Origin of the sequence: Streptomyces tritici (genome assembly GCF_048500665.1) — a bacterium.
Taxonomy (GTDB): domain Bacteria; phylum Actinomycetota; class Actinomycetes; order Streptomycetales; family Streptomycetaceae; genus Streptomyces; species Streptomyces tritici.
Map to the genome: position 1 here is coordinate 5,556,932 of NZ_CP183183.1, position 25,930 is coordinate 5,582,861.

General features: G+C 73.0%; 18 protein-coding genes. 4 read left to right on the plus strand and 14 right to left on the minus strand.

Annotated features, from left to right (window positions below; genetic code table 11):
• Nucleotides 1-9: 9 nt before the first annotated feature.
• The 4 genes from ACNJ93_RS25675 to ACNJ93_RS25690 form a co-directional block, all read right to left on the minus strand.
• A complete protein-coding gene (locus ACNJ93_RS25675; RefSeq protein ID WP_418959804.1) occupies nucleotides 10-1,668 on the minus strand; it encodes a PP2C family protein-serine/threonine phosphatase in 1,659 nt (552 codons plus the stop codon).
• A gap of 27 nt (nucleotides 1,669-1,695) precedes the next feature.
• Nucleotides 1,696-2,400, minus strand: coding sequence for a LuxR C-terminal-related transcriptional regulator (locus tag ACNJ93_RS25680; RefSeq protein ID WP_418959805.1), 705 nt, complete (start codon nucleotides 2,398-2,400; stop codon nucleotides 1,696-1,698).
• The gene (locus ACNJ93_RS25685) at nucleotides 2,400-5,555 is read right to left on the minus strand and encodes an amino acid adenylation domain-containing protein (RefSeq protein ID WP_418959806.1); all 3,156 of its coding nucleotides are present in this window, start codon (nucleotides 5,553-5,555) and stop codon (nucleotides 2,400-2,402) included. The genes ACNJ93_RS25680 and ACNJ93_RS25685 overlap by 1 nt, the downstream gene beginning before the upstream one ends.
• 206 nt (nucleotides 5,556-5,761) lie before the next feature.
• Nucleotides 5,762-6,946 carry an IS701 family transposase gene (locus ACNJ93_RS25690; protein WP_418959807.1) on the minus strand — a complete coding sequence of 395 codons (1,185 nt, stop codon included), beginning with the start codon at nucleotides 6,944-6,946 and terminating at the stop codon, nucleotides 5,762-5,764.
• A 266-nt stretch (nucleotides 6,947-7,212) separates the two neighbouring features.
• Between ACNJ93_RS25690 and ACNJ93_RS25695 the strand changes: the two genes are divergently transcribed.
• A complete protein-coding gene (locus ACNJ93_RS25695; RefSeq protein WP_418959808.1) occupies nucleotides 7,213-7,776 on the plus strand; it encodes a TetR family transcriptional regulator in 564 nt (187 codons plus the stop codon).
• A gap of 110 nt (nucleotides 7,777-7,886) precedes the next feature.
• Here ACNJ93_RS25695 and ACNJ93_RS25700 read toward each other — a convergent pair whose 3' ends face one another.
• Both ACNJ93_RS25700 and ACNJ93_RS25705 read right to left on the minus strand, forming a co-directional pair.
• Entirely contained in the window at nucleotides 7,887-8,867 is a 981-nt protein-coding gene (locus ACNJ93_RS25700; RefSeq protein ID WP_418959809.1) for an NAD-dependent epimerase/dehydratase family protein, read from the minus strand.
• On the minus strand, nucleotides 8,864-9,490 hold the full coding sequence (locus tag ACNJ93_RS25705; RefSeq protein ID WP_418959810.1) for a ScbR family autoregulator-binding transcription factor: 627 nt from the start codon (nucleotides 9,488-9,490) through the stop codon (nucleotides 8,864-8,866). Before ACNJ93_RS25705 ends, ACNJ93_RS25700 begins: the two co-directional genes overlap by 4 nt.
• A 111-nt stretch (nucleotides 9,491-9,601) precedes the next feature.
• Between ACNJ93_RS25705 and ACNJ93_RS25710 the strand changes: the two genes are divergently transcribed.
• Nucleotides 9,602-10,555 carry a ScbA/BarX family gamma-butyrolactone biosynthesis protein gene (locus ACNJ93_RS25710; RefSeq protein WP_418959811.1) on the plus strand — a complete coding sequence of 318 codons (954 nt, stop codon included), beginning with the start codon at nucleotides 9,602-9,604 and terminating at the stop codon, nucleotides 10,553-10,555.
• A gap of 46 nt (nucleotides 10,556-10,601) precedes the next feature.
• Here ACNJ93_RS25710 and ACNJ93_RS25715 read toward each other — a convergent pair whose 3' ends face one another.
• The 8 genes from ACNJ93_RS25715 to ACNJ93_RS25750 all read right to left on the minus strand — a co-directional run bounded on the left by ACNJ93_RS25715 (nucleotide 10,602) and on the right by ACNJ93_RS25750 (nucleotide 23,619).
• The gene (locus ACNJ93_RS25715; RefSeq protein WP_418959812.1) at nucleotides 10,602-11,489 is read right to left on the minus strand and encodes a dimethylarginine dimethylaminohydrolase family protein; all 888 of its coding nucleotides are present in this window, start codon (nucleotides 11,487-11,489) and stop codon (nucleotides 10,602-10,604) included.
• 41 nt (nucleotides 11,490-11,530) lie between these two features.
• Nucleotides 11,531-12,553 carry a guanitoxin biosynthesis L-enduracididine beta-hydroxylase GntD gene (gene gntD / locus ACNJ93_RS25720; RefSeq protein WP_418959813.1) on the minus strand — a complete coding sequence of 341 codons (1,023 nt, stop codon included), beginning with the start codon at nucleotides 12,551-12,553 and terminating at the stop codon, nucleotides 11,531-11,533.
• Nucleotides 12,554-12,582: 29 nt separating this feature from the next.
• Nucleotides 12,583-13,233: a TIGR00730 family Rossman fold protein gene (locus ACNJ93_RS25725; protein WP_418959814.1), complete on the minus strand. Its 651-nt coding sequence runs from the start codon at nucleotides 13,231-13,233 to the stop codon at nucleotides 12,583-12,585.
• A gap of 80 nt (nucleotides 13,234-13,313) precedes the next feature.
• Nucleotides 13,314-14,591 carry a M20 family metallo-hydrolase gene (locus tag ACNJ93_RS25730; protein WP_418959815.1) on the minus strand — a complete coding sequence of 426 codons (1,278 nt, stop codon included), beginning with the start codon at nucleotides 14,589-14,591 and terminating at the stop codon, nucleotides 13,314-13,316.
• 116 nt (nucleotides 14,592-14,707) lie between these two features.
• Nucleotides 14,708-15,691 (minus strand): TauD/TfdA family dioxygenase, encoded by a 984-nt coding sequence (locus tag ACNJ93_RS25735; RefSeq protein WP_418959816.1) that lies wholly within the window; start codon nucleotides 15,689-15,691, stop codon nucleotides 14,708-14,710.
• A 29-nt stretch (nucleotides 15,692-15,720) separates the two neighbouring features.
• Nucleotides 15,721-23,043, minus strand: a complete 7,323-nt coding sequence (locus tag ACNJ93_RS25740; protein ID WP_418959817.1) for an amino acid adenylation domain-containing protein — start codon at nucleotides 23,041-23,043, stop codon at nucleotides 15,721-15,723.
• A gap of 7 nt (nucleotides 23,044-23,050) precedes the next feature.
• Complete coding sequence (locus tag ACNJ93_RS25745) at nucleotides 23,051-23,395, minus strand: phosphopantetheine-binding protein (RefSeq protein WP_418959818.1); 345 nt, start codon at nucleotides 23,393-23,395, stop codon at nucleotides 23,051-23,053.
• Complete coding sequence (locus ACNJ93_RS25750) at nucleotides 23,392-23,619, minus strand: MbtH family protein (RefSeq protein ID WP_418959819.1); 228 nt, start codon at nucleotides 23,617-23,619, stop codon at nucleotides 23,392-23,394. Before ACNJ93_RS25750 ends, ACNJ93_RS25745 begins: the two co-directional genes overlap by 4 nt.
• Nucleotides 23,620-24,027: 408 nt before the next feature.
• Between ACNJ93_RS25750 and ACNJ93_RS25755 the strand changes: the two genes are divergently transcribed.
• Together ACNJ93_RS25755 and ACNJ93_RS25760 are read left to right on the plus strand one after the other, a co-directional pair.
• Nucleotides 24,028-24,888 carry a hypothetical protein gene (locus ACNJ93_RS25755; RefSeq protein ID WP_418959820.1) on the plus strand — a complete coding sequence of 287 codons (861 nt, stop codon included), beginning with the start codon at nucleotides 24,028-24,030 and terminating at the stop codon, nucleotides 24,886-24,888.
• 14 nt (nucleotides 24,889-24,902) lie between these two features.
• On the plus strand, nucleotides 24,903-25,898 hold the full coding sequence (locus ACNJ93_RS25760) for a hypothetical protein (protein WP_418959821.1): 996 nt from the start codon (nucleotides 24,903-24,905) through the stop codon (nucleotides 25,896-25,898).
• Nucleotides 25,899-25,930 lie beyond the last annotated feature (32 nt).

The following is a 25,930-nucleotide window of genomic DNA, read 5'->3' on the forward strand; positions in this document are numbered from 1 at the left end:
GCCCCGGGCTCAGAGTCGTACGTGCAGGGCGCAGACGTCGTCGTGGCGCGTGTCCGGACGGAGCAGGCAGCCCAGGACCCCGTCGAGGACGTCGCTTCCGCCGCCGCAGTCGGCCGCCGTACGGGCCAGCCGGTCCAGGCCCTGGTCGATGTCCTCGCCCGGCTTCTCGATCAGCCCGTCCGTGTACAGGAGCAGCTCGTCGCCGGGCAGCATGCGCAGGGTGGCCGCCTCGTACCGCGGCGCGGTCATCGCGCCCAGCAGGACGCCCTCGGGAGCCGGCAGGTAGCGCGCCTCGCCGCCGCGCAGCAGCAGCGGGGGCGGGTGACCGGCCGACACCCACGTGAGCAGGGAGGTGGCGGGGTCGTAGCGGGCCACGATCATCGTGGCCGTCCGGAAACTGCCCTCGGGGCCGTGCAGCAGCAGCGTGTTCAGGCGGAAGAGGATCCGCGCGAGCGGCGTCCCGGTGATCGCCATGCCCTTGGCGGTGAACCGCAGCTGCGCCATGGTGGCGACCGCGTCGAGGCCGTGACCGGCGACGTCGCCGACGACGAGCAGGGCGCTGCCGTCCGGCAGTTCGATGGCGCTGTACCAGTCGCCGCCGACGTTGAGGCCCTCCTGCAGCGGCCGGTAGGCCACGTTCACGGTGAGGCCGGCCAGGCGCAGCGACTGCTGCGGCAGCGGCAGCAGCGCGTGCTGCAGCCGGGCGGCCAGCTCCCGCTCCGCCGCGAGCAGCCCGTGCTGGGCCAGGACCGCGCGCTCCTGCCGCAGCAGCTGTTCCTCGGCTCGCTTCGCCGCGGTCAGGTCCTGGAAGAAGCCGTGGACCTCCACCGGCGCTCCCAGGGCGTCCACCTCGGCCTCGGCGACGATGCGGATGTGCCGTACGTCCTCGCCCGGCGCGGTGATGCGGAAGACGTGGTCGACGGGCACGCCGTCCTCAAGGAGCCGCCGTACGGCCTCGCCCAGCGCGTCCAGATCCTCGGGGACGACGCGGGAGGGCAGTTCCTCCAGCGTCATCGGGCCCAGCGCCCGGTGCCGGCCGAAGATCACGTACACCTCGTCCGACCACGTGATGCTGTTCCGGACCAGGTCCCAGTCCGCCCAGCCCATGCTGCCCAGCCGCTGCATCACCGTGAGGCGGCGCTGCTCGCGCTCGCCGCTGTCCAGGCGCACCCAGGACACGATCAGCCCGCCCTGGCAGGCGGCCGCCCGGACGGCGAAGCGGGACAGCCGGGGGACGCCGGCGAGGATCTCCTCGTACTCGAAAGGCTCCCCCTCGTACAGGCCGCCGCTCTCCAGCGCCCGCAGATAGCCGTCCCACAGCTCCGTTCCGGCCACCGTCGGGTAGGTGTCCAGGATGCTCAGCCCGACGAGTTCCCTGCCGCGGCGGGCCGCGACGTCGGTCGCGTCGGGCGAGGCCGCCATGATCCGGAAGTCGGTCACCTCGCCGCCCGGCCCGAACAGGGGCACCAGGAAGATCACCGAACCGGGCAGGCCGTCGAGCACCTCCTGGACGCCGGCCACCGGCAGCACCGGAGCCCCGGCGCCCACCGTCGTCACAGGGCGGCGCGCCAGGTAACGGCTCGTGGCGAACAGGGAGGCCCCGTCCGGTTCCACGAGGCGCTCGCTTCCCGGTTCGGGCACTCGTGCGTCGTCGCGGTCACCCGTCATAACACGAGCATGTCATGCCGGGCGCCCTCACCCGTCCCCCGCCCGGGACGGAATGCGCCGCCCGTTCCGCGCGTGGGCGGCCGGGGGCCGGGTGGCGCGGCCGGGCCGGTGGGCGAGTATCACCACTTCGAGCCGGCTGGTGAGGCCGAGTCTCTTGAGGATCTGCTGGACGTGCGTCTTGACCGTGCTGTTGGCGAGGGTGAGGGAGGTGGCGATCTCGGTGTTGGACATGCCTCGGGCGAGGAGCTGGAAGACCTCCCGTTCGCGGGGGGTGAGGAGCCGGAGGTGAGCGGCTTCGTCGGTCCGCTGTTCGAGGGCCCGGCGGGCGAGTTGCTGGGCGAGACGGCGCTCGACGGGCACGTAGCCGGTGGCGAGGAGCTTGACGGAGGAGACCAGGTCGGTGGAGGTCATGGTCGCCCGCTTGAGGACGCAGGCCCCGAGCCGGAGGAGTTCCATGTCGGTGGGGACGTTCTCGTCGGCCAGGAGGATCAGCGGGCGGTCCGCCGTGGCGACCAGGGTGCGGATCTGCCCTGCGTGGACGGTCTCACGGGCGGGGAGCGTGGACGCGTCCATGATGAACAGATCGGGCTGGGCCCGTCGTCGCAGGGCGGCCATGTCGTCCGCGTGCGCGGATTCGCCCACCACGCTGATGGTGCGGTCGGCCGACAGCATGGACCGGATGCCGTCGCGGACGAGGGCCTCGGTGGCGATGACGGCTGTCCTGGTGTGCATCAGCCGGCGTCCTTTCGGGTCGTGGGCGGCTGCCACTGTGCGAGGGGGGTGTCGGGGCCGCCGGTACGCGCCAGGAACCCCAGGAGGGACTGCAGGTCGCCGGCGAACCGCTCCATGGTGGCGGCGTCGAAGAGGTCCGTGGCGTAGGTGAGGGAGCAGGAGATCCGCTGCTTCGTCTCGACACAGGTCAGGTCGAGGTCGAACTTCGACGAGGACATCGGCCAGTGGCGGTGGGTCGCCGTGGCGCGCGGCAGCGTCCAGTGCGGAACGTCGTTCTCCGTCTCGTGCGAGAAGAACACCTGGAACACGGGGTTGCGGTCCAGGTGCCGTTCGGGTCGCAGCTCCTCGACGACCTGGTCGTACGACACCTGGTTGTGCTCCATCGCGGCGAGGGTCGTGGCCCTGACGTCCGCCAGGACGTCGCGGAAGGTCTGCCCGTCCGTCACCCGGCAGCGCAGGACCATGGTGTCGGTGAGGAAGCCGACGAGGTCCTGGAGTTCGGGGAGCGAGCGGCTGGTCATGGCCGCCCCGACCGCGATGTCCCGCTGGTCGCTCCAGCGGGCCAGGACGACCTGGAAGGCGGCCAGCAGGACCATGAAGGAGCTCGCGTTCTCCTCGCGGCCGAGGCCGCGCAGCCCCGCGACCGCGTCCGCGGGCAGCGCGAAGTCCACCGCGGCGCCGCGCCCGGACCAGAAGGCGGGCCTCGGCCGGTCGGCCGGGAGTTCCAGAGGCGCCAGGTCCTTCAGCCGGTCGCGCCAGTACGCCAGCGGGGACTCGCGGTCCTCTCCCGCCGTCGTCCGCTGCCGTGCCCAGACCGCGTAATCGAGGAACTGCAGAGCGGGCTCGGCGAGCGCGGCGTGCGGTTCCCCGGCCGCCCGGCGGTAGAGGGCCTCCAGGTCGCGGAACACCGTGGCGAGCGAGGTGCCGTCGACCGCGATGTGGTGGAAGACCAGCAGCAACAGGCCGTCGCCCGGACGGTGTTCATCGGTGAAGAGGCGGGCGCGGACCAGGGGCGGGTCGCCGAGGTCGAACGGTTCCTCGGCGAACGCACGGGCCTGGGCGGGGATGCCGTTCTCGGGGCGGAACGCGGCGTGCTCGACGGACTCGTGCGTCAGGCGCAGCCGTGCCGCGTCGGCCGGCCGGACGATCTGGCGCGGGCCGTCCGGCCCGGCGACGAAGGCCGTGCGCAGGATCTCGTGACGCCGGACCAGCGCGTCGAGCGCCGTCTCGAGCGCGTCGGCGTCGAACTCGCCCGACAGGTGCCACAGGGAGGGCACGTTGTAGTGGTGTCCCTCGGCGTCCAGGCTCTGGACGATCCACAGGCGCTCCTGCCCGGCCGAGAGCGGCCCTTCGGTGCGCCCGGGGTCGCGCGTCGGCGCCGGGGCGCCGTCGCCGGCCGGCCGGAGGGACTCGGCGAAGGCGGCCATGCCGGCGACCGTCGGGTGCTCGAAGACGGCGTTGAGCGGGATGTCCCGGCCGGTCGCGGCACTGGCCCGGGAGGCGAGCTGGAAGGCGAGCAGCGAATGGCCGCCGAGCGCGAAGAAGTTGTCGTGCACGCCCACGCTGTCGAGGCGCAGGACGTCGGCCCAGATCGCCGCCAGCCGGTCCTCGGCCGGGCTCGCCGGCCGGGCGGCGGCCTGCGGCGCCGAGGAGCGCGCCGGGGCCGGCTCGGGCAGGGTCTCGCGGTCGATCTTGCCGTTCGGCGTGAGGGGGAAGGCGTCCAGCTCCACGACGACCGCCGGCACCATGTACCGGGGCAGCACGGCCAGGAGCGCCTCGCGCAGTTCGGCGGGCTTCGCGGCGCCGGCGCCCGTCGTCGTCACGTAGCCGATGAGCCGGCTGTCGCCGGCGGCGTCGGGGCGCTCCACGACGACCGCGCCGGACACGTCGGGCAGGGCGGCCAGCGCCGTCTCGATCTCGCCGAGCGTGATCCGGTAGCCGCGGATCTTGACCTGGTCGTCGACGCGTCCGAGGAACTCCAGCGAGCCGCCGGGCAGCCACCGGCCGAGGTCGCCGGTCCGGTAGAGCCGTCCGTGGGGCGGGCCGAAGCGGTCGGGGACGAACTGCCGAGCGGTCAGCAGGGGCTGGTTGAGGTAGCCGCGGGCGACCCTGTCCCCGCCGATGGCGATCTCCCCGACCTCGCCCGCTGCGACCTCGTCGCCGTCCTCGTCGACCAGATGGACCCGGGTGCCGGAGACCGGCCGGCCGATGGGGACGGGCTCGCCCTCGGCGACCTCGCCGACGTCCTGGACCACGGCGGTGACGGTCGCCTCGGTCGGGCCGTAGACGTTGAGCACGCGGCGTCCCGGGAGGCCGGTGCGGGCCGCTTGGACGAGTTCGGGGCGGAACACGTCGCCGCCCGAGATGACGAGCCGGACGCTGGGCAGGTCGGGATTCTCGCGCAGCACCGCCTCCAGATAGACGGGTGTCGTGTTGAGAATGGTGACGGAGTGGTCCCGCACGTACCGGATCAGGTCCCGGGGCGCGACGACGTCGTCGGGCCGGACGACCGCGGTCGCCCCGCGGACGAGCGGGGCGAGCATCTGTTCGACGGATACGTCGAAGGCGGCGCTCACCGAGACGAGGGTCCGGTCGTCCTCGGTGTAGGCGAAGGCCTCCGTGATCGCGCGGAGGTGGCTGGTCAGGTTGCCGTGCTCGACCATCACGCCCTTCGGCGTCCCGGTCGAGCCGGACGTGTAGATGAGGTACGCCAGGTCCCGGGGACCGGCCGTCGGCGGCGGCCCCGCCGTACGGGCCGGCTCCGGTCCCAGCTCGTCGAGGAGCAGGACGCGGGCCTCGCCGTCCTTCAGCCCGGGGGCGAGCGTACGGGTGGTCAGCACCACCGGGGCCCGGGTGTCCTTCAGGACGAACTGGTTGCGCTGCGCCGGATACTCGGGGTCGAGCGGCAGGTACGCGCCCCCGGCCTTCAGCGCGCCCAGCAGGCCCACGATCAGGTGCTCCGACCGTTCGACGCAGACCGCGACGGGAACACCAGGGCCCACGCCGAGGTCCGTCAGCAGCCTGGCGACCCCGCCGGCGCGGGCGTCCAGCTCGCCGTAGGTCAGCGTCCGGGCGCCGCAGATCACGGCGAGGGCGTCGGGGCGGGCCTGGGCCCGCGCGGCGAACAGCTCGTGGACGGGGCGCTGTTCAGGCATTGATGTCTTCAACGCTTCCTGCTCCAGACGTCGTTGAGGTACCGGTGACGGGAAGGGACTCGACCCCGGGGTGCGCGGATCCGGTGCGGGACCATGGCTCCGGGGCGTGGTGCGGCGGTCACCGCGTGACCGTTCGTGCGGGCAGGTCGGGGTGGCGCCCGGCGGACGGGCGAGCCCCCGCCACGGGGGAGCCTCCTCGACGGCGGTCAGGAGGAGAGGGCGGTGCGCCGGTCGGCCAGGTTCAGCCGGCTGTGCGCGTAGGCGGCCGTCACGAGGGTCGTGTGGCGGTGCCAGCCCGGATAGGACCGGCCTTCGAAGTCGCGCAGCCCGAAGTCGCTCTCCAGCACCCGGACGGTCTGCGCTGCCCGGACCCGAAGCCGGGACAGCGCGACCAGCTCGTCGAGCCTCCTGCCGGTCATGCTGGTGAGCCACAGGCCGGCCGGCCCGTGGTGGTGGAGCGGGCGTACGGAGAACAGGCGGAAGGTCCGGTGCAGTGCGGTGCCGGCGGAACCCGGGCCCGGCAGGTGCACCGGAGCGGACCGGACCGCCAGCGGCCGGCCCTGCTCGTCGTGCACGGTCGCGCTCTCGGTGCCGCTGCCGCGGTCGTGCGCCGGAGCGAGGCAGCGGCCCGCCTCCAGCGCCGTCGGCGGCCCGCCGCCGTCGCGGCGGCGGGCCACCAGGTGCCGGCCGGCCACGACGGGGAGGAGCCCGGGCACCGCGACGACGAAGTCGCGGCCGAGCGCACCGAGGCCGCGGACCAGCGTCGCGGAGGTGTCGTGGGCGGTGAGGTCGGCGACGACCGGCACGCCGGCGAGCCGGGTGCGCCCGCTCATCGACCGGACCAGGTCCAGGGCGTGGCCCTCCGGGCCGGCGCAGGACGCGCCGTCGGGGATGCGCGCCCGGGAGCGGCGCCGGGGGTCGGCCGTCCAGGTCCTGGGCAGCAGCAGCCGCCAGTCCACCGGTACGGCCTCGTTTGCGGTGACGAGGAACCCTCCCACTCCCACCTGGCAGTTGACGGACCGTCCGGTGCCGGGCACGAAGCGGCGGTGCACCCCGCACGAGTGCTCGCCCTGCTTGCGGAGCACGGCGACGTCGATGACCCAGGCTCGCGGGTTCAGGCACTGCTCGGCCCAGCCCATCAGCTGACGGTAGGCCGGATCCCAGTCCCAGGGGCTGTCGTTGACGAACTGGTGCAGCGACTGCGAGGCGGTCGGCGAGTCGGAGACGGAGGCCGCGAGCCGGCGCAGCGACTTCTTCCCCGGGGTGCGCAGCAGGCCCTCCAGGTAGGCGTGCGCCCAGTGTCGCTGATCCGCCCGCGGGAGGTGGGCGAAGATCCGTTCAGCGAAGTCGATGGCCGTGACCCGAGGCCGGAGCGCGCGTGAAGTGAGCACAACCCATGTCTCCTGTCGGCGCGTTGGGAGAGGGACAGGCAAAAAGAATAACGGTCACCCTCTTTTTTTCACCCCCGGAAGCGGTACTCCGCACGACTTCGGCAACTCGGCCCGCGCGCATGCGTACATTCCGGCCAGAACCGTCCGACACAGGCAACTTCCCCTTGGTGCCGATCCCGTGTGCCCTTGAGGGTGGCTGGTGCACGCAACGACGACAGGAGAGACAGCTGGCTATGGTCAAGCAACAGAGGGCGCTTCGCACGCGCATGCTCCTGATCAGGGCCGCGGCGGACGAGTTCAGCCGGCAGGGGTTCCACGGGACGTCGCTGTCGCGGATCTGCAAGGCTGCGGAGATCTCCATGGGCGCCCTGACCTTCCACTTCTCCAGCAAGGCCGAACTCGCGGACGCCGTCGTGGAAACGGGCCTGTCCCCGGTCCGCGCGCTGGTGGAGCACGTCGCCCAGCGGCAGGCGCCGCCGCTGGAGCGGGCCGTCGGCCTGGCGATGGAGCTGACCCGTCTCCTGGAGGCGGACCCTCTCGTACGGTGCGCGGTGCGGCTGTCGCGGGAACGGACCGGCGGCTCCGCCTGGCCGGCGCTGTGGCGGCCGCTGGTGAGCAGCCTTGCCAGCCAGGCGCATGAGAGCGGCCAACTGGACGTCGGCGCACTGCCGGACGATGTGACGTTGCTGATCGAGCTGCTGGTCAGGGGCTCCGAGGTCTCCCTGCAGGGCGCCGACACGTCGGCGGCGGCCGGCCACGACGGATCGGTCGCCCGGCTGCAGCGCAGCTGGCGCCTCGTCCTGAACGGCATCGCACCGGCGGCGCACTAGGGGCGTCCGGCAAGTCCCGCCTGGCTCGCGACGCCTGGTGCCGCGAGCCCTGCCCTCAGGGCGGACGAAGCTGCGTTCCGGACACCTCCTGGTCCGAGGTCGGGCGGGTGCTACGCGGGTGGGGCCTCGCCCTCCGCCGGGGCGCCGAGCAGACGGCGGTACCAGGCCGCCGCGTCGGCCAGGGCCGTCAGCGGCCCGGGCCCGGGCGGACAGTCGGCCAGCTGCCAGATCCGGTCGCTGCGGTACCAGTGGTCGCGCGCCAGCAGGGAGAACTGGCGCTCGCCGATCCGGCCGGACGTGGCTCGCAGTCGGTCCAGGCACGCGTCCCACGGCAGGCCGACGTCCACGGCGGGCAGTACGCCGTGCTCCGCCAGCACTTCCATCACGTCCGCGTTGCGCACCGGCAGCGGATGCCCGGCGTGGAAGGTGCCGGGCTCGGTGTCCGTTCCGGCCAATCGGGCGATCAGCCGGGCGAGATCGGCGACGGCGACCATGGACAGCAGGGCGCGGCCCTCGTCCCACCGGGCGGGCACGCGGCGTACGAGCTCGGCGAGTGCCGGGACGACCCAGCGGTCCCCCCGGCCCACGACCAGGCCGGGACGCAGTACCCACGCGCCGGCCGCGCGGGCGTGACGCTCGCCGGCCAGCCTGCTGACGCTGGCCGGCGAGACCGGAGCCGGGGCGACCTCGTCCACCTCGATGCCGCGGTGCGGGCCCGGACCGTAGACCGCGGCGGTCGACAGGTGCACGATGCGCCCGACGCCGGCCCGGCGGGCCTCCTCCATCACGGCCGCCGTGCCACGGTCGTTGACGTCCGCGCACCGGGCCGCGTCCGGCCCGAGCGCCGACGCCAGATGCAGCAGGACGTCCGCGTCCCGGCACGTTCCCCGCAGGGAGGCCGGTTCCGCCAGGTCCGCGGCGACCCACTCGTCATAGCCGCCCGTGGGGCCGGCCGGTGGACGGCGCCCCACCACCCGCACGTGCGGGCCGGCCGCGCGGCCCTCGGCGGCACGGTGCCCGGCGAGCTCGTGCAGCACGGCGCCCCCGATGAAACCGGTGGCGCCGGTGAGCACCATGCGGCGGCCGCTCATGAACTCTGGTCGTGCCCGGAGGGTTCCACGCGAAGCCGCGCGATGGTCTCGGGTGTGGCGATCGCCGGCAGCAGGTAACGCCACAGCGAGGCGATGCGCTGCGGAAGGTCGGCGGACCCCGAGGCGATCTTGGAGAACAACTGGACCCCGCTGTACGCGCCCACCAGCACCTGGGCGAACTCCCGCGTGTCCACGTCCGGCAGCAACTCCCCGCACGTGTCGGCCTCGACGAGGATGGCGTGGAACTGGTCGGCCCACTCCTGGTAGGCCGTGTCGTCCTGAAGGCCGAAGTCACCCTGCTCGACCGCGAGTCGGACGCCCGCCCGGAACAGGACGTTCTGCTGCAACTGCCGGGCCAGATAGAAGTTGGTGTCGAGAAGTCGCTGCAGCCCGGTGCTCTGCCCGGGCAGTTCGACGAAGGAACCCTGCGCCAGCATCACCGCCTGCGCCAACGCCTGCTTGGTCTTGAAGTGGAAGTACATGGCGCCCTGGGTGACGCCCGCCTTCTTGCTGATCGTCGTGATGCTGGCCGCGTGGTAACCGGTCTCGTCGAAGGCCTCGGCCGCCGCGCGGATGATCAACTCCCGTGTGCGGATCGCCCGTTCCTGTTTCACATCTGCCATTTTCGGCCTCTCACAACCCTTGGAAACAAACAGAGTGACCTCTATTTTTTACAGCACCAGTCTTCAGCACGCTTCGAAGGCCAGCCTTCAACGACCTCCCCTAGGAGACGCATGCTGACATCCGCGGAACACCCATCCAAGCTCGTCCACCCGGGGCTCACCACCACCGTCCCCCGGGAGTACGTGCACCGGACAGCACTGGCCGAGGTCTTTCTGACCGACTGGAAGGCCACCGCACCGGACCGGTTCACCGTCAGCGCCCAATGGCCCCGCCGCCACAGCTTCTACACCACCGGCCGCCGGCTCTACGACCCGCTGCTGCTGTGCGAGACGATCCGTCAGACCTTCCCGCTGCTCGTCCACGCCGCCTACCAGGTGCCGTTCGGGCACCAGCTGAGCTGGTCCCACTTCTCGTTCACGGCGAACCCGGAGGCCATGCGCATCGGGGACGCGCCGGCCGAACTGGAACTGCAGGTCACCTGCTCCGACATCCGGCGGGTGCGCGGCCTTCCCGCGGAGATGTCCATGCACTTCGCCGTGGTCCGCGACGAGATGTTGCTCGCGGTCGCCGACACCCGCTTCGGCTGCCACACGCCGGCGGTCTACCGGCGGATGCGAGCGGAGCGCAGCAACACCCTCGGGGTGTTCCGGTCCGCCCCCATTCCGCCCGAACCGCTGCCCGCCGGCGCGGTGGGGCGAGGCCGGCAGGAGGACGTGGTGCTCTCCGGGGTCGACGTGACGCCGCAGTCCCCGGCGTGGCGGCTGCGCATCGACACCGGGCATCCGGTGCTCTTCGACCACCCGGTCGATCATGTCCCCGGGATGCTGCTGCTGGAGGCCGTGCGCCAGGCCGTGCACGCCCTGCATCCCATGGATGACATGCTCATGCCAATCGCCATGGACATCGCCTTTCACCGGTACGTGGAGTTCGACACCCCGTGCACCCTCACCGTCGAGTCCGACGACAGCCGGCCGTCCCCGCTGCCCCGCACGATCGCGCTGCACGGCCTCCAGAACGGGGACCGGGTCTTCTCGGCCACCACCGAGGCGAGGCGGGTCGACTAGCCGGGACGGGCGTCACCCGCCCACAAGTCCGGCGGGTGACGCCCGGTCAGGCGTGCGTGGGATCCTGGAGCGGTCCGGCCGCGGCCCGGGAGCCGCCCAGCAGATCGAGGTCGAGCGCCATGCAGCGGATGCCGCCGCCGGCCTTGAGGAACTCGCCGACCGGCGAGACGCACACGGTGAAGCCCCAGTCCTCGAGCTGCGTCCTGATCCGCGAGGGGCAGGAAGGCATCACCACCGTGCGCCCGACGACCACCGAGTTCGCGCTGAACGTGAGCGCCTCCTCCATGCTGATGATCAGCGGCTCCGGCACCAGTTCCGCGACGGCCCGCCGCCCCTCCCGGTCCCACGCGTCGGGCGCGTACACCGCCCGCCGGGCGTCGAGCGGGCAGAACGACATGTCCAGGTGGTAGAAGCGCGGATCCACCAGGGGAACGGTCACCACGGGCACGTCGAACACCCGCGACAGGTGCTCCGCAGCGCGGGGCGACGTACGCGGACCGTTGCCGCACAGCAGCACGTCACCGAACCGGAGCACGTCGCCGCCCTCCAGGTACATGCCGGGGTCGTCGGGCCACGGAATCTCCGTGAAACCGTGCTCCAGGAGCCACGTCGCGCCGTGCGCGGCCTCGTCCCGGCGCTCGGGATGCCGGAAGCGGCCCCGCACGAAGCGGTCCCCGCCCACCACGCCCACGTCCGTGGGGAAGACCATGTCCGACAGGCCGGGCAGCGAGGGGAAGTGGTGGACCTCGGCGCCCGCCGCCCGCAGCGCGGCCACCAGGGCATCCCACTCCGCCCAGCTCTGTTTCCTGTCGGGACGCCGCCGGGCTGACATCCACGGGTTGATCTCGAACGTGACGTCGAAGTGGTCGGGACTGCACAGCAGGAACCGCTTCAGCGGATTTCCCGGCGCTGCTGCGGAAGAGCGGTCGTTCATGGTTGCCCTCTCAGTGCGGAGACACGGCCCGGTCGGCGCCGTCAATGCAGAACGCGCGAGTCGACACTCTGCCGCAGGGCGCGTGAGGTGCGCAGGTCGCGGCTGAGCACGAGCTTCTTCAGCCAGCGGTCGGTGCCGTCGTACGCGGCGCGGAACGGACGGCGGCCGTGTACGGCGCGGTAGTTGTCGATGAACAGGACTTCCCCGGCGTGCACGACCAAGTCCTCCAGGTTCGCTTCGAGCTGCTTGATCACCAGCTCCAGCGCGTCCGCGGCCCGGCCGTCCCCCGGCACCGACGACATGAAGTACGGGTCGATCCGCAGGTACGGCCGGTCGGGGCCGCCGAAGAGCACGGCCGTGGGGACGGGCGCCGTACCGATCTGCTGCACCGTCGACCGTGGACCCGCCGCGCCGGCGGCCGCGTTGCGCAGGTGCTCGGTGTCGGGGCGGATCAGGAACCGCGGCTCGGCCAGCACCTGCAGGACGTCCTCCGGCAGGTCCAGGGTGACGACGCTGGCGTACGTGGTGGGCACCTCGCCGTGGTTGCGCAGGCCCATCAGGCCGAGATAGTCGCAGCGGTTCGGGTGGAAGCCGTCCTCGGTGTGCCACTCCAGCAGATCCGTACTGCCGTGGCCGCTCTGCTGGCACTCCTCGCCCGGTATCGGGATCACGTTGTGCACCAGCCGGCCGTTCTGCAGGGTGGACCAGCCGAACGGCTCGCCCAGGACCGAGGCCAGCAGCGCGAAGAAGAACTCCTCACGCCGCGTGGACGCCGGATCGGCCTGCTTCGACCAGTGCAGCGGGGTCGGCCCGATGGCCTCGTCGTCCACCGGGAAGCCGCGCACGACCACGGCGGCGGCCGGCTCGGTCAGCCGGAACGTGCGCAGGAAACGTATGAGCGCGTCCGGCAGGCCGGCGGCGAGCCGCGGCGCGTCGAGCAGGAACTCAGGCGCCTCCGGGTCGCCGTAGACGTCGGCGGTGCGCGCCAGGAGACTCTCGATCACGGTGAGGTCCGTCGGCGTCACGTCGTAGTGGAGCACGTCGACGGGGTGCGGTGTGGGCATCAGCGAACCTCCGATGAAAGGACCCGGGCTCACCGGGTCGGTGCCTGAGCGTCCAGGGCCGGCCGCAGCTCGTCGCGGGCCGGAGTCCCGTGCGCGGCGAGCGCCGCGGCGGCCTCCCACGTCGGCGAGATCAGCAGGTCGAGGGCCTCCTCGACGTCGTCGGTGGCGCGGACGAGCGCCCGGTCCTCGGGGGCCAGGAAGCCCTCCTGCGCCGCACGGTCGAGGAAGGCCAGGAGCGCGTCGAAGTAGCCCTTCGCGTTGAGGAGGACCACCGGCTTGCGATGCAGGCCGAGCTGGTTCCAGGTGGCGACCTCCATGAGCTCGTCGAGCGTTCCGAACCCGCCGGGCAGAACGGCGAAACCGGTGGACAGCCGGTACATCAGGGCCTTGCGCTCGTGCATCGTCCGGACGACGAAGATCTGCCCCAGCGCCTGCTGGGAGCGCTCGCGCTCGTGGAGGTCCTGGGGGACCACGCCGGTGACGCCGGCGCCGTTGGCCAGGGCGGCACCGGCCACCGCGCCCATCACGCCGGCGCCGCCGGCGCCGTAGACCAGCCCGCAGCCGCGCCGACCCAGAGCCGCTCCGAACTCCCGGGCGAGGGCGGTGTGGACGGGATCCTTGCCGGGGCGTGCCCCGCAGAACGCCGCGATGACCGCGGGACGTTGACGCAAGTCGTGCATGGGAGAACTCCGATCAGAGCAGGGAAGGGGTGAGCGGCACGGGTGAGCCGCCGCGCGATGCGGGAAGGGGCCGTGTCCGGTCAGAGCTTCAGCACCGTGCGCAGCAGCACCTCGGCGCCGGCGACCAGGTCGTCGGGGGCGGTGCGCTCGGCGGGAACGTGGCTGACGCCGTCGACGCTGGGGACGAAGATCATGCCGACCGGCCCGATGTCGGCGACGATCTGCGCGTCGTGACCGGCGCCGCTCGGCAGCGTCAGCTGCGCGTACCCGAGTTCGGTCGCCGACGCGGCGATGGCGTCCCGGATCGCTGGGTCCGTCTGCACGGGGGCCGTGCGCACGCCGGCGTCGACCGAGACCCGTACGTTCCCCGCGCGTGCCAGGGTCGCCAGGGTCTCCCGCACCGTGCGCTCGGCCGCGCGGAGCCGGGCGGGGTCGCTGTCCCGCAGGTCGACGTCGAGCCGTACCAGGTCGGGAATGGTGTTGGGGGAGTTCGGCCGGACGTCCAGCCGTCCGACGGTGGCCACCCGGCAGAGCTTCTCCTCGCGGGCCAGCGCCTGGACGGCGTCGACCAGCCGGGCCGCGACGACGAGCGGGTCCCGGCGCCCTTCCATGGGCGTGGTTCCCGCGTGCCCCGCCCTGCCGTGAACCTGCACGGAGAGCTGGGTACGTCCGGTGATGGAATCGACCACCCCGATGGTCCTGTCCAGCCGTTCGAGGACCGGGCCCTGTTCCACGTGGAGTTCGAGGTACGCGGTGAGGGAGCCCGGCGCCCAGGTCGCCGACGCCAGCCGCGACAGGTCGCCGCCGGCCCGTGCGAGGGCCTCGCGCAGCGGCTTGCCGGAGTAGTCCTCCGGCTCGCTCGGCAGCGCGTCCAGGCGTCCCGCGAACACCATGGAACCCCAGAAGGGCTGGGGGAAGAGCGAGCCCTCCTCGTTGGCGAAGGCGACGGCGATGGTCTCGTGGTCCGTCTCCGCCCCGGCCTCGTGCAGGGTCTGCAGCACCTCCAGCGCGGCGATCACCCCGTAGGCCCCGTCAAGGCGGCCGCCGTTCGCCACCGTGTCCAGGTGCGAGCCGACGAGGACCGGCGGACGACCGGAGCCGTGGTGACCGCCGGGGCGCCGGATGAGCAGGTTCCCGCCGGCGTCGACGGCGGCCGTGAGACCGGCCTCCACCGCCTGCCGGGCCACATGCGCCCGGGCTTCCCGGTCGGCCTCGCTGAAACCCATCCGGGTGACGCCGCCGTTCTCGCCCGCGCCGATCTCGGCCAGACGGTCGAGACGGTCGAGCAGCCGGGCGCCGTCGATCCGAGGGGGAGCGTCGGAGCGAAGCTTGTCTGCGACGGGTACAGGGTTATGCATCGTTACCACCTGTCGTGGCGATCGGGCTCCGGGGACGCCGGCCGGACCGGGAGTCGGGAGACGGTGAGAGCTTCGGAGGGATGCGCCGGATCCGTTCGTGCGGGGCACGGGGCCGCTCAGCCGACGACATGACCGCCGCCTTCGCGCAGGGCCCGGGAGCGACGGATGTCCGTGTGGACGAACACCCGGTGCAGCCACCGGTCGTGGCCGTCGTACCGGGGCGTGAACGGGGTGCGGCCGTGCAGGGCCACGCGGTTGTCGACGATCGCCAGGTCGCCGGGGGCGAAGTAGACGGTGTCGCGGACCGCTTCGAGCGCCTCGCGCAGCGCGGCCATGGCCCGCGCGGCGCCCGCGTCCAGCGGCGTGGTGGCGTGGAAGTCCACCTGGGCGTCGGGATCCTCGTACGCGCCGGAGAGCACCGGGTGCGCCACGGCCGTCCCCGTCCCGTTGAACGACGGCGGCGGTTCCGTCCGGAAGCGGGGCTCGGCCAGGACCGCCCGCTGTCCGTCGGTGAGCAGCCCGACGGCCCGACGGAGCGACGCGATGCGCAGTCCGGCCTCCCCGTCCGGATCCTGGCGCAGGCAGGACAGGGCTACGAAGTCGGGCCGGTGGGGATGGAACGCGTTCTCGGTATGCAGCTCCAGGCCGACGGACCCCGCGTTGCTCTGGGTGCGCTCCTCGCCGGGCACCGGGACCACGTTGTGCACCATGGCGCCGTGCTTCTCGCCGGCGAAGCCCACCACTTCGCCCAGCACCATCGCGCACAGCACGAGCGCCGAGGCGGGAACCGTGGCCGTCCGCTCCACGGACTCCTGGCGGGTGGGGGTGGGGGGCAGCGGCCCTACGGGCAGGCCGTGGATCTGTATCACGCCCGCCTGGCCGGAGTCCGCGGCGAAGTTCCGCAGCGCCGCCCGCACGGCGGCAGGGAGGCCGCAGGAGAGGTCGCGGGCCGCGGCCAGCCAGCGGGGTTCGTCCAGCAGGCCCGGCGCGGTCCCCGCCAGTTGCTCGGCGAGCCGCTTGACCTCCTGCCGTACCTCCAGGCCGAGATGGATGGACTCCTTTTCCTGGGTGGTGGTGATCGGACCGGTTTTCGTCATCATCTGCTCCGGTGAGAGTTCCGTGGGTGGCATCAGGACCTCGCCACGGCACGCGCCACGGTGGCGGTGTTCGGCGCCTTCACGGCCGCGTAGTGGTCGCCGGCCAGGGAGACGAACCGCGCGTCGCCCGGGCACAGGCGCGTCCACACGCGGCGGGCCGCCGCGGCCGGTCCGTCCTCGTCGCCGTCGTCGGCGCCGAAGACGAGGACCCGGCCGGCGTAGGGACGCGGCCGGTGGTCCCGCAGGGCGCGCCAGTTGGCCGCGAAGACCTCGAAGAGCCGCAGCTCCTCGCCGTCGGCGGCGTCCGCGGGGACGAGCTGCGCGGCGCGCATCCGCGTCACCAGCAGCCGGCGCCGTTCCGCCGGGGACATCGCCGCCAGTGCGTCGGCGCCGAGGGCCAGGTCCACCTCGTGCAGCCGGTCGAGGAAGGCCAGGTAGGCGGCGACGACCGCCGGTTCCTCCTCGCCGCCGGCCGCCTCGGCCGGCGGGCGCGGCAGGAGCGAGGGCGGCAGGGCCGGGTCGATGAGGGCGAGCAGCTCGACCTCATCGCCGGCCTCGGCGCACTGCCGGGCCATCTCGTGGGCCACCAGGCCGCCGAACGACCAGCCGGCCAGCCGCAGCGGGCCCTCGGGCTGCGCCCGGCGAGCGACGGCCAGATGGGCCGCGGCGATGGCGGCGACGCCGGTGTGCGGCCGCTCGCCCGGCTCGACGCCGACCGACTGCAGGCCGTGGACCGGCCCGTCCCCGGGCAGCGCCCGCGCCAGGTCGAGGTAGCAGAACGCCGTGCCGCCCACGGGAGCCACACAGAACGTGGGACGACCGTCGCCGAGCCGGAGCGGGACGAGGGTCCGCGGCCGCCGGGGCCGGCGGGCGACCAGGGAAGCGGCCTGGGCCGCCACGGTGGGCGCGTCCAGGAGACCGGCCATGGGCAGATCGATCCCGAGCTCCTTCCTGATCGTCGCGATGAGACGCACGCCGAGCAGGGAGTTGCCGCCCGCCGCGAAGAAGTCGTCCTCGATGCCGATGGACCCGGTCCCCAGGGTCCGCTCCCAGATGTGCAGCAGGTCCAGCTCCGTCCGGCTGCGCGGCGCCAGTCGCGGGCCGGCCGCCGCCGCGGAGGGCGCGGGCAGCGCCGCCTGGTCGAGCTTTCCGTTGTGCGAGAGCGGGAACCCGTCCATGAGGACCACCGCGCTCGGCACCAGCGCCACGGGCAGCCGCTCCTGGCACCAGCGCCGTACGCCCGCGACGAGCGCCTCGGGCTGCGTCCACGTCCCGTCCGCCGGCGTGTCCTGCGGAGCGGGCCCGGCGGCCGGAGGTGCGCCGGCCAGCTGGCGGCGCACCTCCGCCGCGGTCACGGCGTCCGGCACGACGTACGCCAGCAGCCGCTTGGCGCCGCCGGTGCCGTCCACGACCACGACGGCGTCGCGGATCGCGGGGTGCTCGACCAGCACCGACTCGATCTGGCTCGGCTCGATCCGTACGCCGTGCAGCTTGACCTGCCGGTCGATGCGGCCCAGGAACTCGATCACCCCGTCCGCGGACATCCTCGCCAGGTCGCCCGTGCGGTACATGCGCTCGCCGGGGGCGCCCATCGGGGCGGGGACGAACCGGTCGGCGGTCAGGGACGGGGCGGCGTGGTACCCGCGCCCCAGCAGGTCGCCGGCCAGGCAGAGTTCACCCGCTGCCCCGGCCGGCACCGGGTTGAGGTCGCTGTCGCAGACGACCGCCCGGCTCCGCCCGACGGGCCGGCCGATGGGCACGGTGGTCCGCCCGTCGTCCGCCCGGCATTCCCAGGCGGTGGCGATGATCGCGGCCTCGGCCGGGCCGTAGTGGTTGTGGAGCCGGACCCACGGCAGTTCCCGCAGCGTCCGCTGCTGCAACTCGTGCGGCAGCGCCTCGCCGGCGGGCACGATGTGGCGCAGGCTGCCGCACCGCCGCGCGACCTCGGGCGTGTCCAGGAAGATGGCGAGCATCGACGGCACAGGGTGGATCGCCGTCACCTGGCGGCTCGCCACCAGGTCGGCCAAGTAGTGCGGGTCCCGGTGGCCGCCGGGCTCCGCGAGCACCAGCCGGCTGCCCACGGTCAGCGGGCGGAACATCTCCCACAGCGACACGTCGAAGCTGATCGGCACCATCTGCAGCACCGCGTCGTCCGGCCCCAGCGGGATCCGGTCCTGGCCCCACCGCAGGGTGTTGGCCAGCCCGCGGTGCGTATTCTCCACACCCTTGGGCCGGCCCGTGGACCCGGAGGTGTAGATGACGTACGCGAGCTGGTCGCCCCCGTACCACCCGCCGGTCAGGTTCTCCTCGGAGCCGTCGGCCGGCGGGTCCTGCTCGCCGTCCAGGCACACGGCCGGTATCCGCAGCTCCCCGAGGTCGGGCAGCCAGGTCTCCTGCGTGACCAGGGCCGAGGGCCCCGCCTGCGCCAGCAGCGAGCGCCGCCACTCGCGCGGATACTCGGGGTCGAGCGGCAGGACGACGCCGCCCGCCTTGAGGACCGCCAGGTACGCGACGACCAGGTCGACGGAGCGCTCCAGATGGACGCCCACGACCGCTTCGGGACCGACACCGTGCGCCACCAGACGGCGCGCGAGCCGGTTCGAGCGGGCGTTCAGCTCCCGGTAGGTCAGCTCGTCCTTGCCGCAGACCACCGCGAGGGAGTCCGGGACGCGGGCGACCTGGCGCTCCACGAGCCCGTGGACGGAGAGCTCCTCCTCGTCGGCCGGGGCCGCCGGCGACTCGGGCCCGTGGGCGAGGGACCGGTACGCGGCAGGCGTCAGCACCTGCCGGGCGTCCCCGTCCGGATCGGCGGCCATGGCCTCCAGCACCGCGCGGTAGAGCGCGCCCAGCAGGGCCTGGTCACGGGCATCCGCGTCCTGGGGCCGGCTGGACACCGTCAGCATCCCGGTCTGCGCGACGGCCATCATCCGGAACTCGTTCGGGCTGTCGTCCTCGACGGCGTCCTCGTCGATGAGGTCCCAGTCGAGGACGTGGAAGTCCAGGTAGGCGAAGGCCACGTCGATCATGCGGCCGTGCCGGCGGCCCTCCTGGATGTCGCCGAGCGGATACCGGCGGTGCGGCCACATCGCGATCTCCGTGTCGCGCACCTGCTGCACCAGCTCCCGCCAGGTGCGGGCGCCGCGCCGGAACGGGAAGGGGACCGTGTTGACGTACAGGCCCGGAACGCGGTCCGCGCCCTCGACCTCCGGACGTGTGTCGCACACCAGGCCCGTGGAGAACGCCTCCTCCGTGGTGATCATGCTCATCACGCGGAGATGGGCCGCGAGCATCACGCTCTTCAGCGAGGCGTCCGCCGTCCGGGCCAGTTCGCCCAGGCCGTCCAGCAGGTCGTCGTAGCGCGTGACCAGGCGTCGTACGGGCCCCGGGGCGCCGCCCCACGCGGACGGCAGCTCCAGCTTCGCGTGGTGCGCGACGACGTCCCGCCAGTAGGCGGCGTGCGCCGGGTCGCCCATGTCCTTCTGCTCGAGCGCGACGAAGTCGGCGTAGCGGAGCCGGGGCAGTGGATCGGGCGTGTACGGCGTGTCGTCGTACAGGGCCCGGTACCGGTCGAACACCTCGGCGAGGAGCACATGGAAGCTCCACCCCTCCAGGATCGGATGGAACTCGGTGAAGGTCAGCCACCAGTGGTCCTCGCACCGGTGGACGAAGTACCGGAACAGCGGCGGCGCGCTCAGGTCGAACAGGCGGTCCCGCTCCGCGGCCATGTAGGCGTGCACCGCGTTCCGCTGCGCCTCCGGCGGCAGATGACGGACGTCCTCCGTGCCGACGGAGAGGTGCGCCTCGGCGTGCACGAGCTGCAGCGGCTCGCTGTACGTCGTGAGGTCCATCGACGTGCGCAGGACCTCGTGCCGGGCCACGGTGGCGTCGATCGCCTCCTGCAGGAGGTCGTGGCGGTACGGCCGTTCGTCGCGGACCAGGTAGCAGGTGACGTTGTGGTAATTGGCCTCGTCGCCCGAGGACTCCATCTCGAGGATCATCCCGAGCTGGATGCGGGACAGCGGGTACGCGTCGGTCACCCCGTCGGGCAGCCGCTCCCGGTCGGCCGGGTCGAGCAGCGCGAACGGCTCGACCAGCGGCGCGTCGACGCTTCCGTCGGAACGGGGGCCCAGGATGCGGGCGAAGGCCTCCACCGTCCGGTGCTCGAAGACGTCCCGCACGGTGACCTCGTAGCCCTTGCGCCGCAGGGCGCCCACCACGGCCACCGCGCGCACCGAGTCCCCGCCGAGGGCGAAGAAGTTGTCGCGGACGCCGAAGTCGGAGGCGTCCAGCACCGTGCGCCACACCGCCGCGACCTCCGCCTCGGCATCGGTGCGGGGAGTGACCAGCTCGTCGCCGACGCCGCGGGACGCCCGGTCGGGAGCCGGCAGCGCCTCGGTGTCGATCTTGCCGACGTCCGTCAGCGGCAGGGCGTCCAGGACGACGATCGCCGACGGCACCATGTACTCGGGCAGCCGCTCGCCCACGAACGCGCGCAGGGCGGCCTGGTCGATGGCGGTGCCCTCCGCCGAGGGCACCGCGTAGCCGACCAGTTCGTGCCGGCCCGCGTCCGACCGCCGGGCCACGACCAGGGCGGTCCGCACCGCGGGGTGCGCGGCCATCGCGTTCTCGACCTCGGCCGGCTCCACCCGGTAGCCGCGGATCTTGACCTGCTTGTCGACCCGGCCCACGAAGTGCACCTGGCCGTCGGGCCGCACCGCCGCGAGGTCGCCCGTCCGGTACAGACGCGCGCCGGGCGTCCGCGAGAACGGGTCGGGCAGGTACTTCTCCGCCGTCAGGGCCGGCTTGCCCAGGTACCCGCGGGTGACTCCGACCCCGCCGATGTACACCTCGCCGACGACGCCGAAGGGCACCGGCCGCATGGCCTCGTCCAGCACGTACATCGTCGTGTCGGGCATGGCCGAGCCGATCGGCACCAGCTCCGTCCCGACCGGCTCGTCCAGACGCAGCCCGGAGTTGCCGACGGTGATCTCCGTCGGCCCGTACTCGGCGGCGACGCTTCCCGGGCCGGCGTCGGCCAGCCAGTCGTTGGCGAGCGTGCTGCTGAAGCGGTCGCCCGCGGCGACGACGAGCCCGGCCAGGGCGCGGCGCTGCCGCGGACCGAGCTGCTCGGCCAGCAGTTCCAGGTGGCCCGGCGCCATCTTCACGAAGCTCAGCGGCCCGCAGGCGAGGAGCCGCGCGCCCAGCTCGGTGGGATCGGCGTCGGGCAGCAGGTGGACCGGGCGGCCGCGCAGGAGCGAGGTGTAGAGGTTCGGGACGCCCAGATCGAAGGCGGCGGACGAGAAGAGCGCGGTGCCACCCGGGGCCCGCAGGTAGGTGTCGACCGTCCACCACAGGTAGTTCATGAGGCCGCGGTGGGTGACCATGACGCCCTTGGGCCGTCCGGTCGTCCCCGAGGTGTAGATGAGGTAGGCGAGGGCGTCGGGGTCGGCGGGGGCGTCCAAACCGTCGGCCGGATGCGCGCCGATCGCGGCGGCGTCGCGGTCCACCAGGACGACGGTGCGCCCGTCCAGGCCCTCGGCCAGGGCGCTCGCGCCGGGCTCGTCGGTCACCACGACGTGGGCGCCGGCGTCGCTCAGAATGTAGCTCCGCCTGGTGGCGGAGTCGCCGGGGTCCAGCGGGGCGTAGGCGGCGCCGGCCTTCAGGACCGCCAGGAGCGCGACGACGAGACGTGTGTCCCGGGGCAGGTGCACGCCGACGACCGAGCCGGGCGCGACCCCGAGGCCGCGCAGGTGCCGGGCGAGGCGGTTCGCCTCCGCGTCCAGCTGGCCGAAGGTGAGGCGTGTGCCGCCCGCGAGGGCGGCCGGCGCGTCTGGGGAGAGCCGGGCCTGCTCGGCGATCACCTCGTGCAACGCGCCTGGGGGCCGCTCCGCCGTGCCGCCGTCCGCCGCGGCGAGCAGCGCGTCCAGCTCTTCGGCGGTGATGTGGTCCAGGGCGGACAGGGGTGTGCCGGGGCTGTTCGTCGCGCTCTCGAGGAGCCGGAGGAAGTTGGCGGCGAACCGCCGTGCGGTGTCCGGGTCGAACAGCGCCGTGGAGTATTCGAGGGCGCCGGACATGGTGCCGTCGGCCGCGGAGTCGAGCTGCAGGGTCAGGTCGAGCTTGGAGTTCTCACTGAGGTCCGGGACGCGCACGGCCTCGACGCCGGGCAGCGCGATCCCGTCGGGGTCGCCGTCGCCGTAGCTGAACATGACCTGGACCAGCGGCGGCGTAGAGAGGTCCCGTTCCGGCGCCAATTCGCCGACGAGCACGTCGAAGGGGACCTGGGCGTGCTCCAGCGCGTCCAGGATCCGCGGCTTGTTGCGCCGGACGAGGTCGGAGAATCCGGGGTCGTCGGACCAGTCGGTACGGACGACGACCGTGTTGACGAAGCAGCCGATGAGCTCCTGCGTCGCCTCCTCGTCGCGGCCGGCCGTCGGCACGCCCACGGCGATGTCCCGCCGGCCGGTGTAGCGGCTCAGCAGCATCTGGAAGGCGGTCAGGAGCACCACGAACGGGGTGGTGTCGTGCTCCTCCGCGGCCGCCCGGACGGCGGCCGCGACGGCAGGTGGGACGGTGACGGGCAGGGACGCGCCCGCGGAGGACCGTACGGCCTGGCGGGGGCGGTCCGTGGGCAGCTCCAGCGGCACGAGGCCGGCGAGCTGCCGTCGCCAGAACGCCAGCGAGTCCGCCAGCGTGCCGTCCGCGAGCCGGGTCCGCTGCAGCTCGGCGTAGTCCGCGTACTGGATCGGGAGCGGCAGCGGGAGCGCGTCGGCATCGCCGCGCTCGGCCCGGTAGGCGAGCGACAGTTCGCGCCAGAGGATCGGCTCCGACCAGGCGTCGAAGGCGATGTGATGAACCGTCACCACGAGGTAGTGGTCGTCCGCCGCCAGGGTGACCAGGCCGGCGCGGGCCACCAGGCCCTCGGCCGGGGACAGGGGGGAGCGGGCCAGGCCCCGCACCAGCTCCTGCCCGCGGCTCTCTCGGACGTCGGCGTCCAGGTCACGCAGATCGCTGTGGACCAGTGCGCTCCCCGGATGGTCCGTCACCTCCTGTACCGGCTCCGGGCCCTCGGCGCGGTAGCGGGTGCGCAGAACCTCGTGCCGCTCCAGGACGCGCGCCCAGGCCCCTCCCAGGGCCCGGGCGTCGACCGTGCCACGCAGGCGCAGCACCATGGGGACGAGGTACTCGCCGCTGTCCGGGTTGATCGAGTCGAGGAACCAGAGCCGGCGCTGACTCGGCGACAGCGGCGCGGCTCGTCCCCGGCCGGCCACGGGGGCGACAGGGGCCGCCGAGGACACAGTGCCCTCGAGGCGGCTCCTCAGGATGCGTTCTCGGAGGGCCTGGATGTCCTCGGTCATGCTGACCTCACTTCTCACGCGTCGTCATGGCGACGATCTCGGCGTCCGAGAGGCCGGACACGTCGCTGCGAATCTCGGATTCCACAACCTGGGCCAGATCTTCGGCGGCCGGATACTCGAAGACGGTTCTCAGGGAGAGCCGTATGCCGAATCGGGCCGATATCCGGGCGGCCACCTTGGCGGCCATGATGGACGTGCCGCCCATGCGGAAGAAGCTGCGCGAGACGTCCACCGGCTCGTCCTTGGCGAGCACGTCCCGGAAGATTCCGCGGACGACTTCTTCGACACCGTGCGCGGGCGCATTCCGCCGCGACTGCTCCGCAGGGGCCGGCGCGCTGTTCTCCGTCGTCACGCAGGCACTCCGTCCATGCGCGCGCGGAGGCTGAGCGGCCTCATGTCGGTCCACACCTCGGCGATGTGCGCGAGGCATTCCTCGCGGCTGCCGCGGAAACCGGCGTCGGTCCATCCGGACGGCAGCGGCCGGTGCGACCACCAGATCGAGTACTGCTCTTCGTGGTTCACCACGACGGTGAACTCCTGCTCATCGAACTGCTCGTTGGACTGCTCCTGGGGCATGGCCACTCCATGAATGCTCTGAGCGCGACACGGGAATCGGCCCGCATGGTTTTCGGGCGGTCGAACCATTCGCCGAAGAAGCTAGCTCCCGAGCAGGACGGGTCACCATCCACCGCCGGGCTGAACCGAGTTGGAACTTCATCCCCGCGAGGGAGAGGCGGGCGGGTTGACCTGCCGATTCGCTGTGTCCCGCGGGAGGAGCGCGGCGCTTCCGGCGGGGCCTTCCCGGTACGCCGGCGGCTCCGCGGACCTATAGTCCTCGCGTCGGCCGGGCCGCGCACGAAGGGCCGCCGGCGACCGAACTTCCCACCCCGACGGAAAAGCACGCTCCTCCACGATGGGAAAAAGATGACAGACGATATGGTGAAAGGGCTGGGGGAGACCATTCCGGCCACCCTTCCGAATGCCTTGCGCGACCACGGTCTCCTGGTCAACACGGCCACGGGACTGTACGGATGGGGCGCCCAACTCGAAGCGGTCTACGAGGGCCTGACGCGCGCGCTGTCCGCGGAGGCCGAGGACGCCCGCCCCGTCGTGCTGCGCTTTCCGCCGATCCTTCCGCGTGCCGTTTTCGAGAAGAGCGAGTACGTCGCGTCGTTCCCGCAACTCTTCGGCGCGATACACGCCTTCCAGGGCGACGAGTGCGCCCACGAAATCCTGGAGCGGGCGGTCGCGGAGGGCGAGGACTGGAGCGACCGGACACGGCTGACCGACTTCGTCCTGGCCCCCGCCGTGTGCTATTCGGTGTATCCCCTCTACGGCGGGACGGTGCTGGACGGCGGAAAGACGGTGGACGCGAGCGGATTCTGCTTCCGTCACGAACCGTCGACCGAGCCCGGACGTCTGGTGTCGTTCCGGCTGCGTGAATTCGTGACGATCGGAAGCCCCGCGGACGCGGCCGCCTGGTTCGGCACCTGGTACGAGCGCGCCCCCGCCTTCCTCCGCCGGCTCGGCCTCGACGTACGGGTCGAGGCCGCGTCGGACCCGTTCTTCGGCACGACCGGGCAGGTCATGGCCGAGAACCAGCGGGAGGAGGGCATGAAGGCGGAGGTCGTCGTCCCGATCGGCGACCACCCCGTCGCCGTCGCGTCGATCAACTGCCACCGCGACCACTTCGGCCGCATCTTCGACATCCGGTCGGCCGACGGGGAGCCCGCCCACAGCGCCTGTGTCGGTTTCGGCCTGGAGCGGCTCGCGTTCGCCCTCGTCGCCGCCCACGGACCGGACACCGTCCGCTGGCCGGACGAGGTCCGCGCGCTGCTGTGGTGAAGGGGGAGCACGCCATGGTGAGCCACCTGTCCGACGAGGTCACCCGCTCCGTCCTGGCCCGCAACGCTCACGCCATGACGGACGACAAGGCGCTGTGCGCACTCGACGTCCGGCTCGACTACTTCGAGGTCCAGCACCGGGCGGGACGCGGGCGCGGGCGGCTGCCCGTCGTCCTGATCAAGCAGGTCGAGTCGCTCAACGACGACTATCGCCGGTATCTCGGGCTGGACGCCCACAAGGGCGCGGTGGCGCTCGTCGGCGGCGGACCGGCCCGGCTGCGGTCCGGCAGCTCCCTCGTGGGAGTCGCGCCGGAGGAGCGCCGCGAGCTGCTGGCCGCGCTGGTCGCGGCCGCCGTCGACCGCGCGGCGCAGACGGCCGACGCGGTCGTGTCCCCCTTCCTCACGGCCGGCGACCTGCCGGCCTACCTCGACGCGGTCCCCGCGGCCGCCGTCCGCGAGCACGGCGTCTGGTGCACGCTGGAGCTCGGCGGGGCCGCCGACGTCGCCGACTTCCTCCAGCGCCTTCCGGCACGGCGCCGGCGGCACTGGAACCGGGACGTCCGCGAAGCGGCGGAACTCGGGCTCGAGCACGACGTCGTGCCGTTCTCGGACGAGGCTGTCGCCGAGGCCGCCGCGGGCATCGCCGGCGTCTCCCGGCGCAACGGCATCCACGAGTCCGTCGACATCGTCCGGTGGCGGATCGACAACTACCGCCGGCGCCCGGGCCGGCACTTCTTCGTCCGCACCCGATGGCAGGGCCGGGCGATCGCGCACATGCTGTGCCGGACGTTCGACGACGCCATGGACGCGCACACCCTCGGGATCTCCGACGTACCCGAGCTCGACCGCACGGTGGTCTACCACTTCGCCTGCATGCTCGGCCCGCTCCGCGCCGCCCTCGCGCAGGGCGCGCGCCGGCTGGAGCTCGGCATCGGGCACGACTCGCCGAAACTCCGCCGGGGATGCACGGGCGAGGACGTCTGCTTCGCCGACCTGCTCCCCACCGCCTAGCCAACCGGTGCCACCGCCGGCCGGGGCCTTCG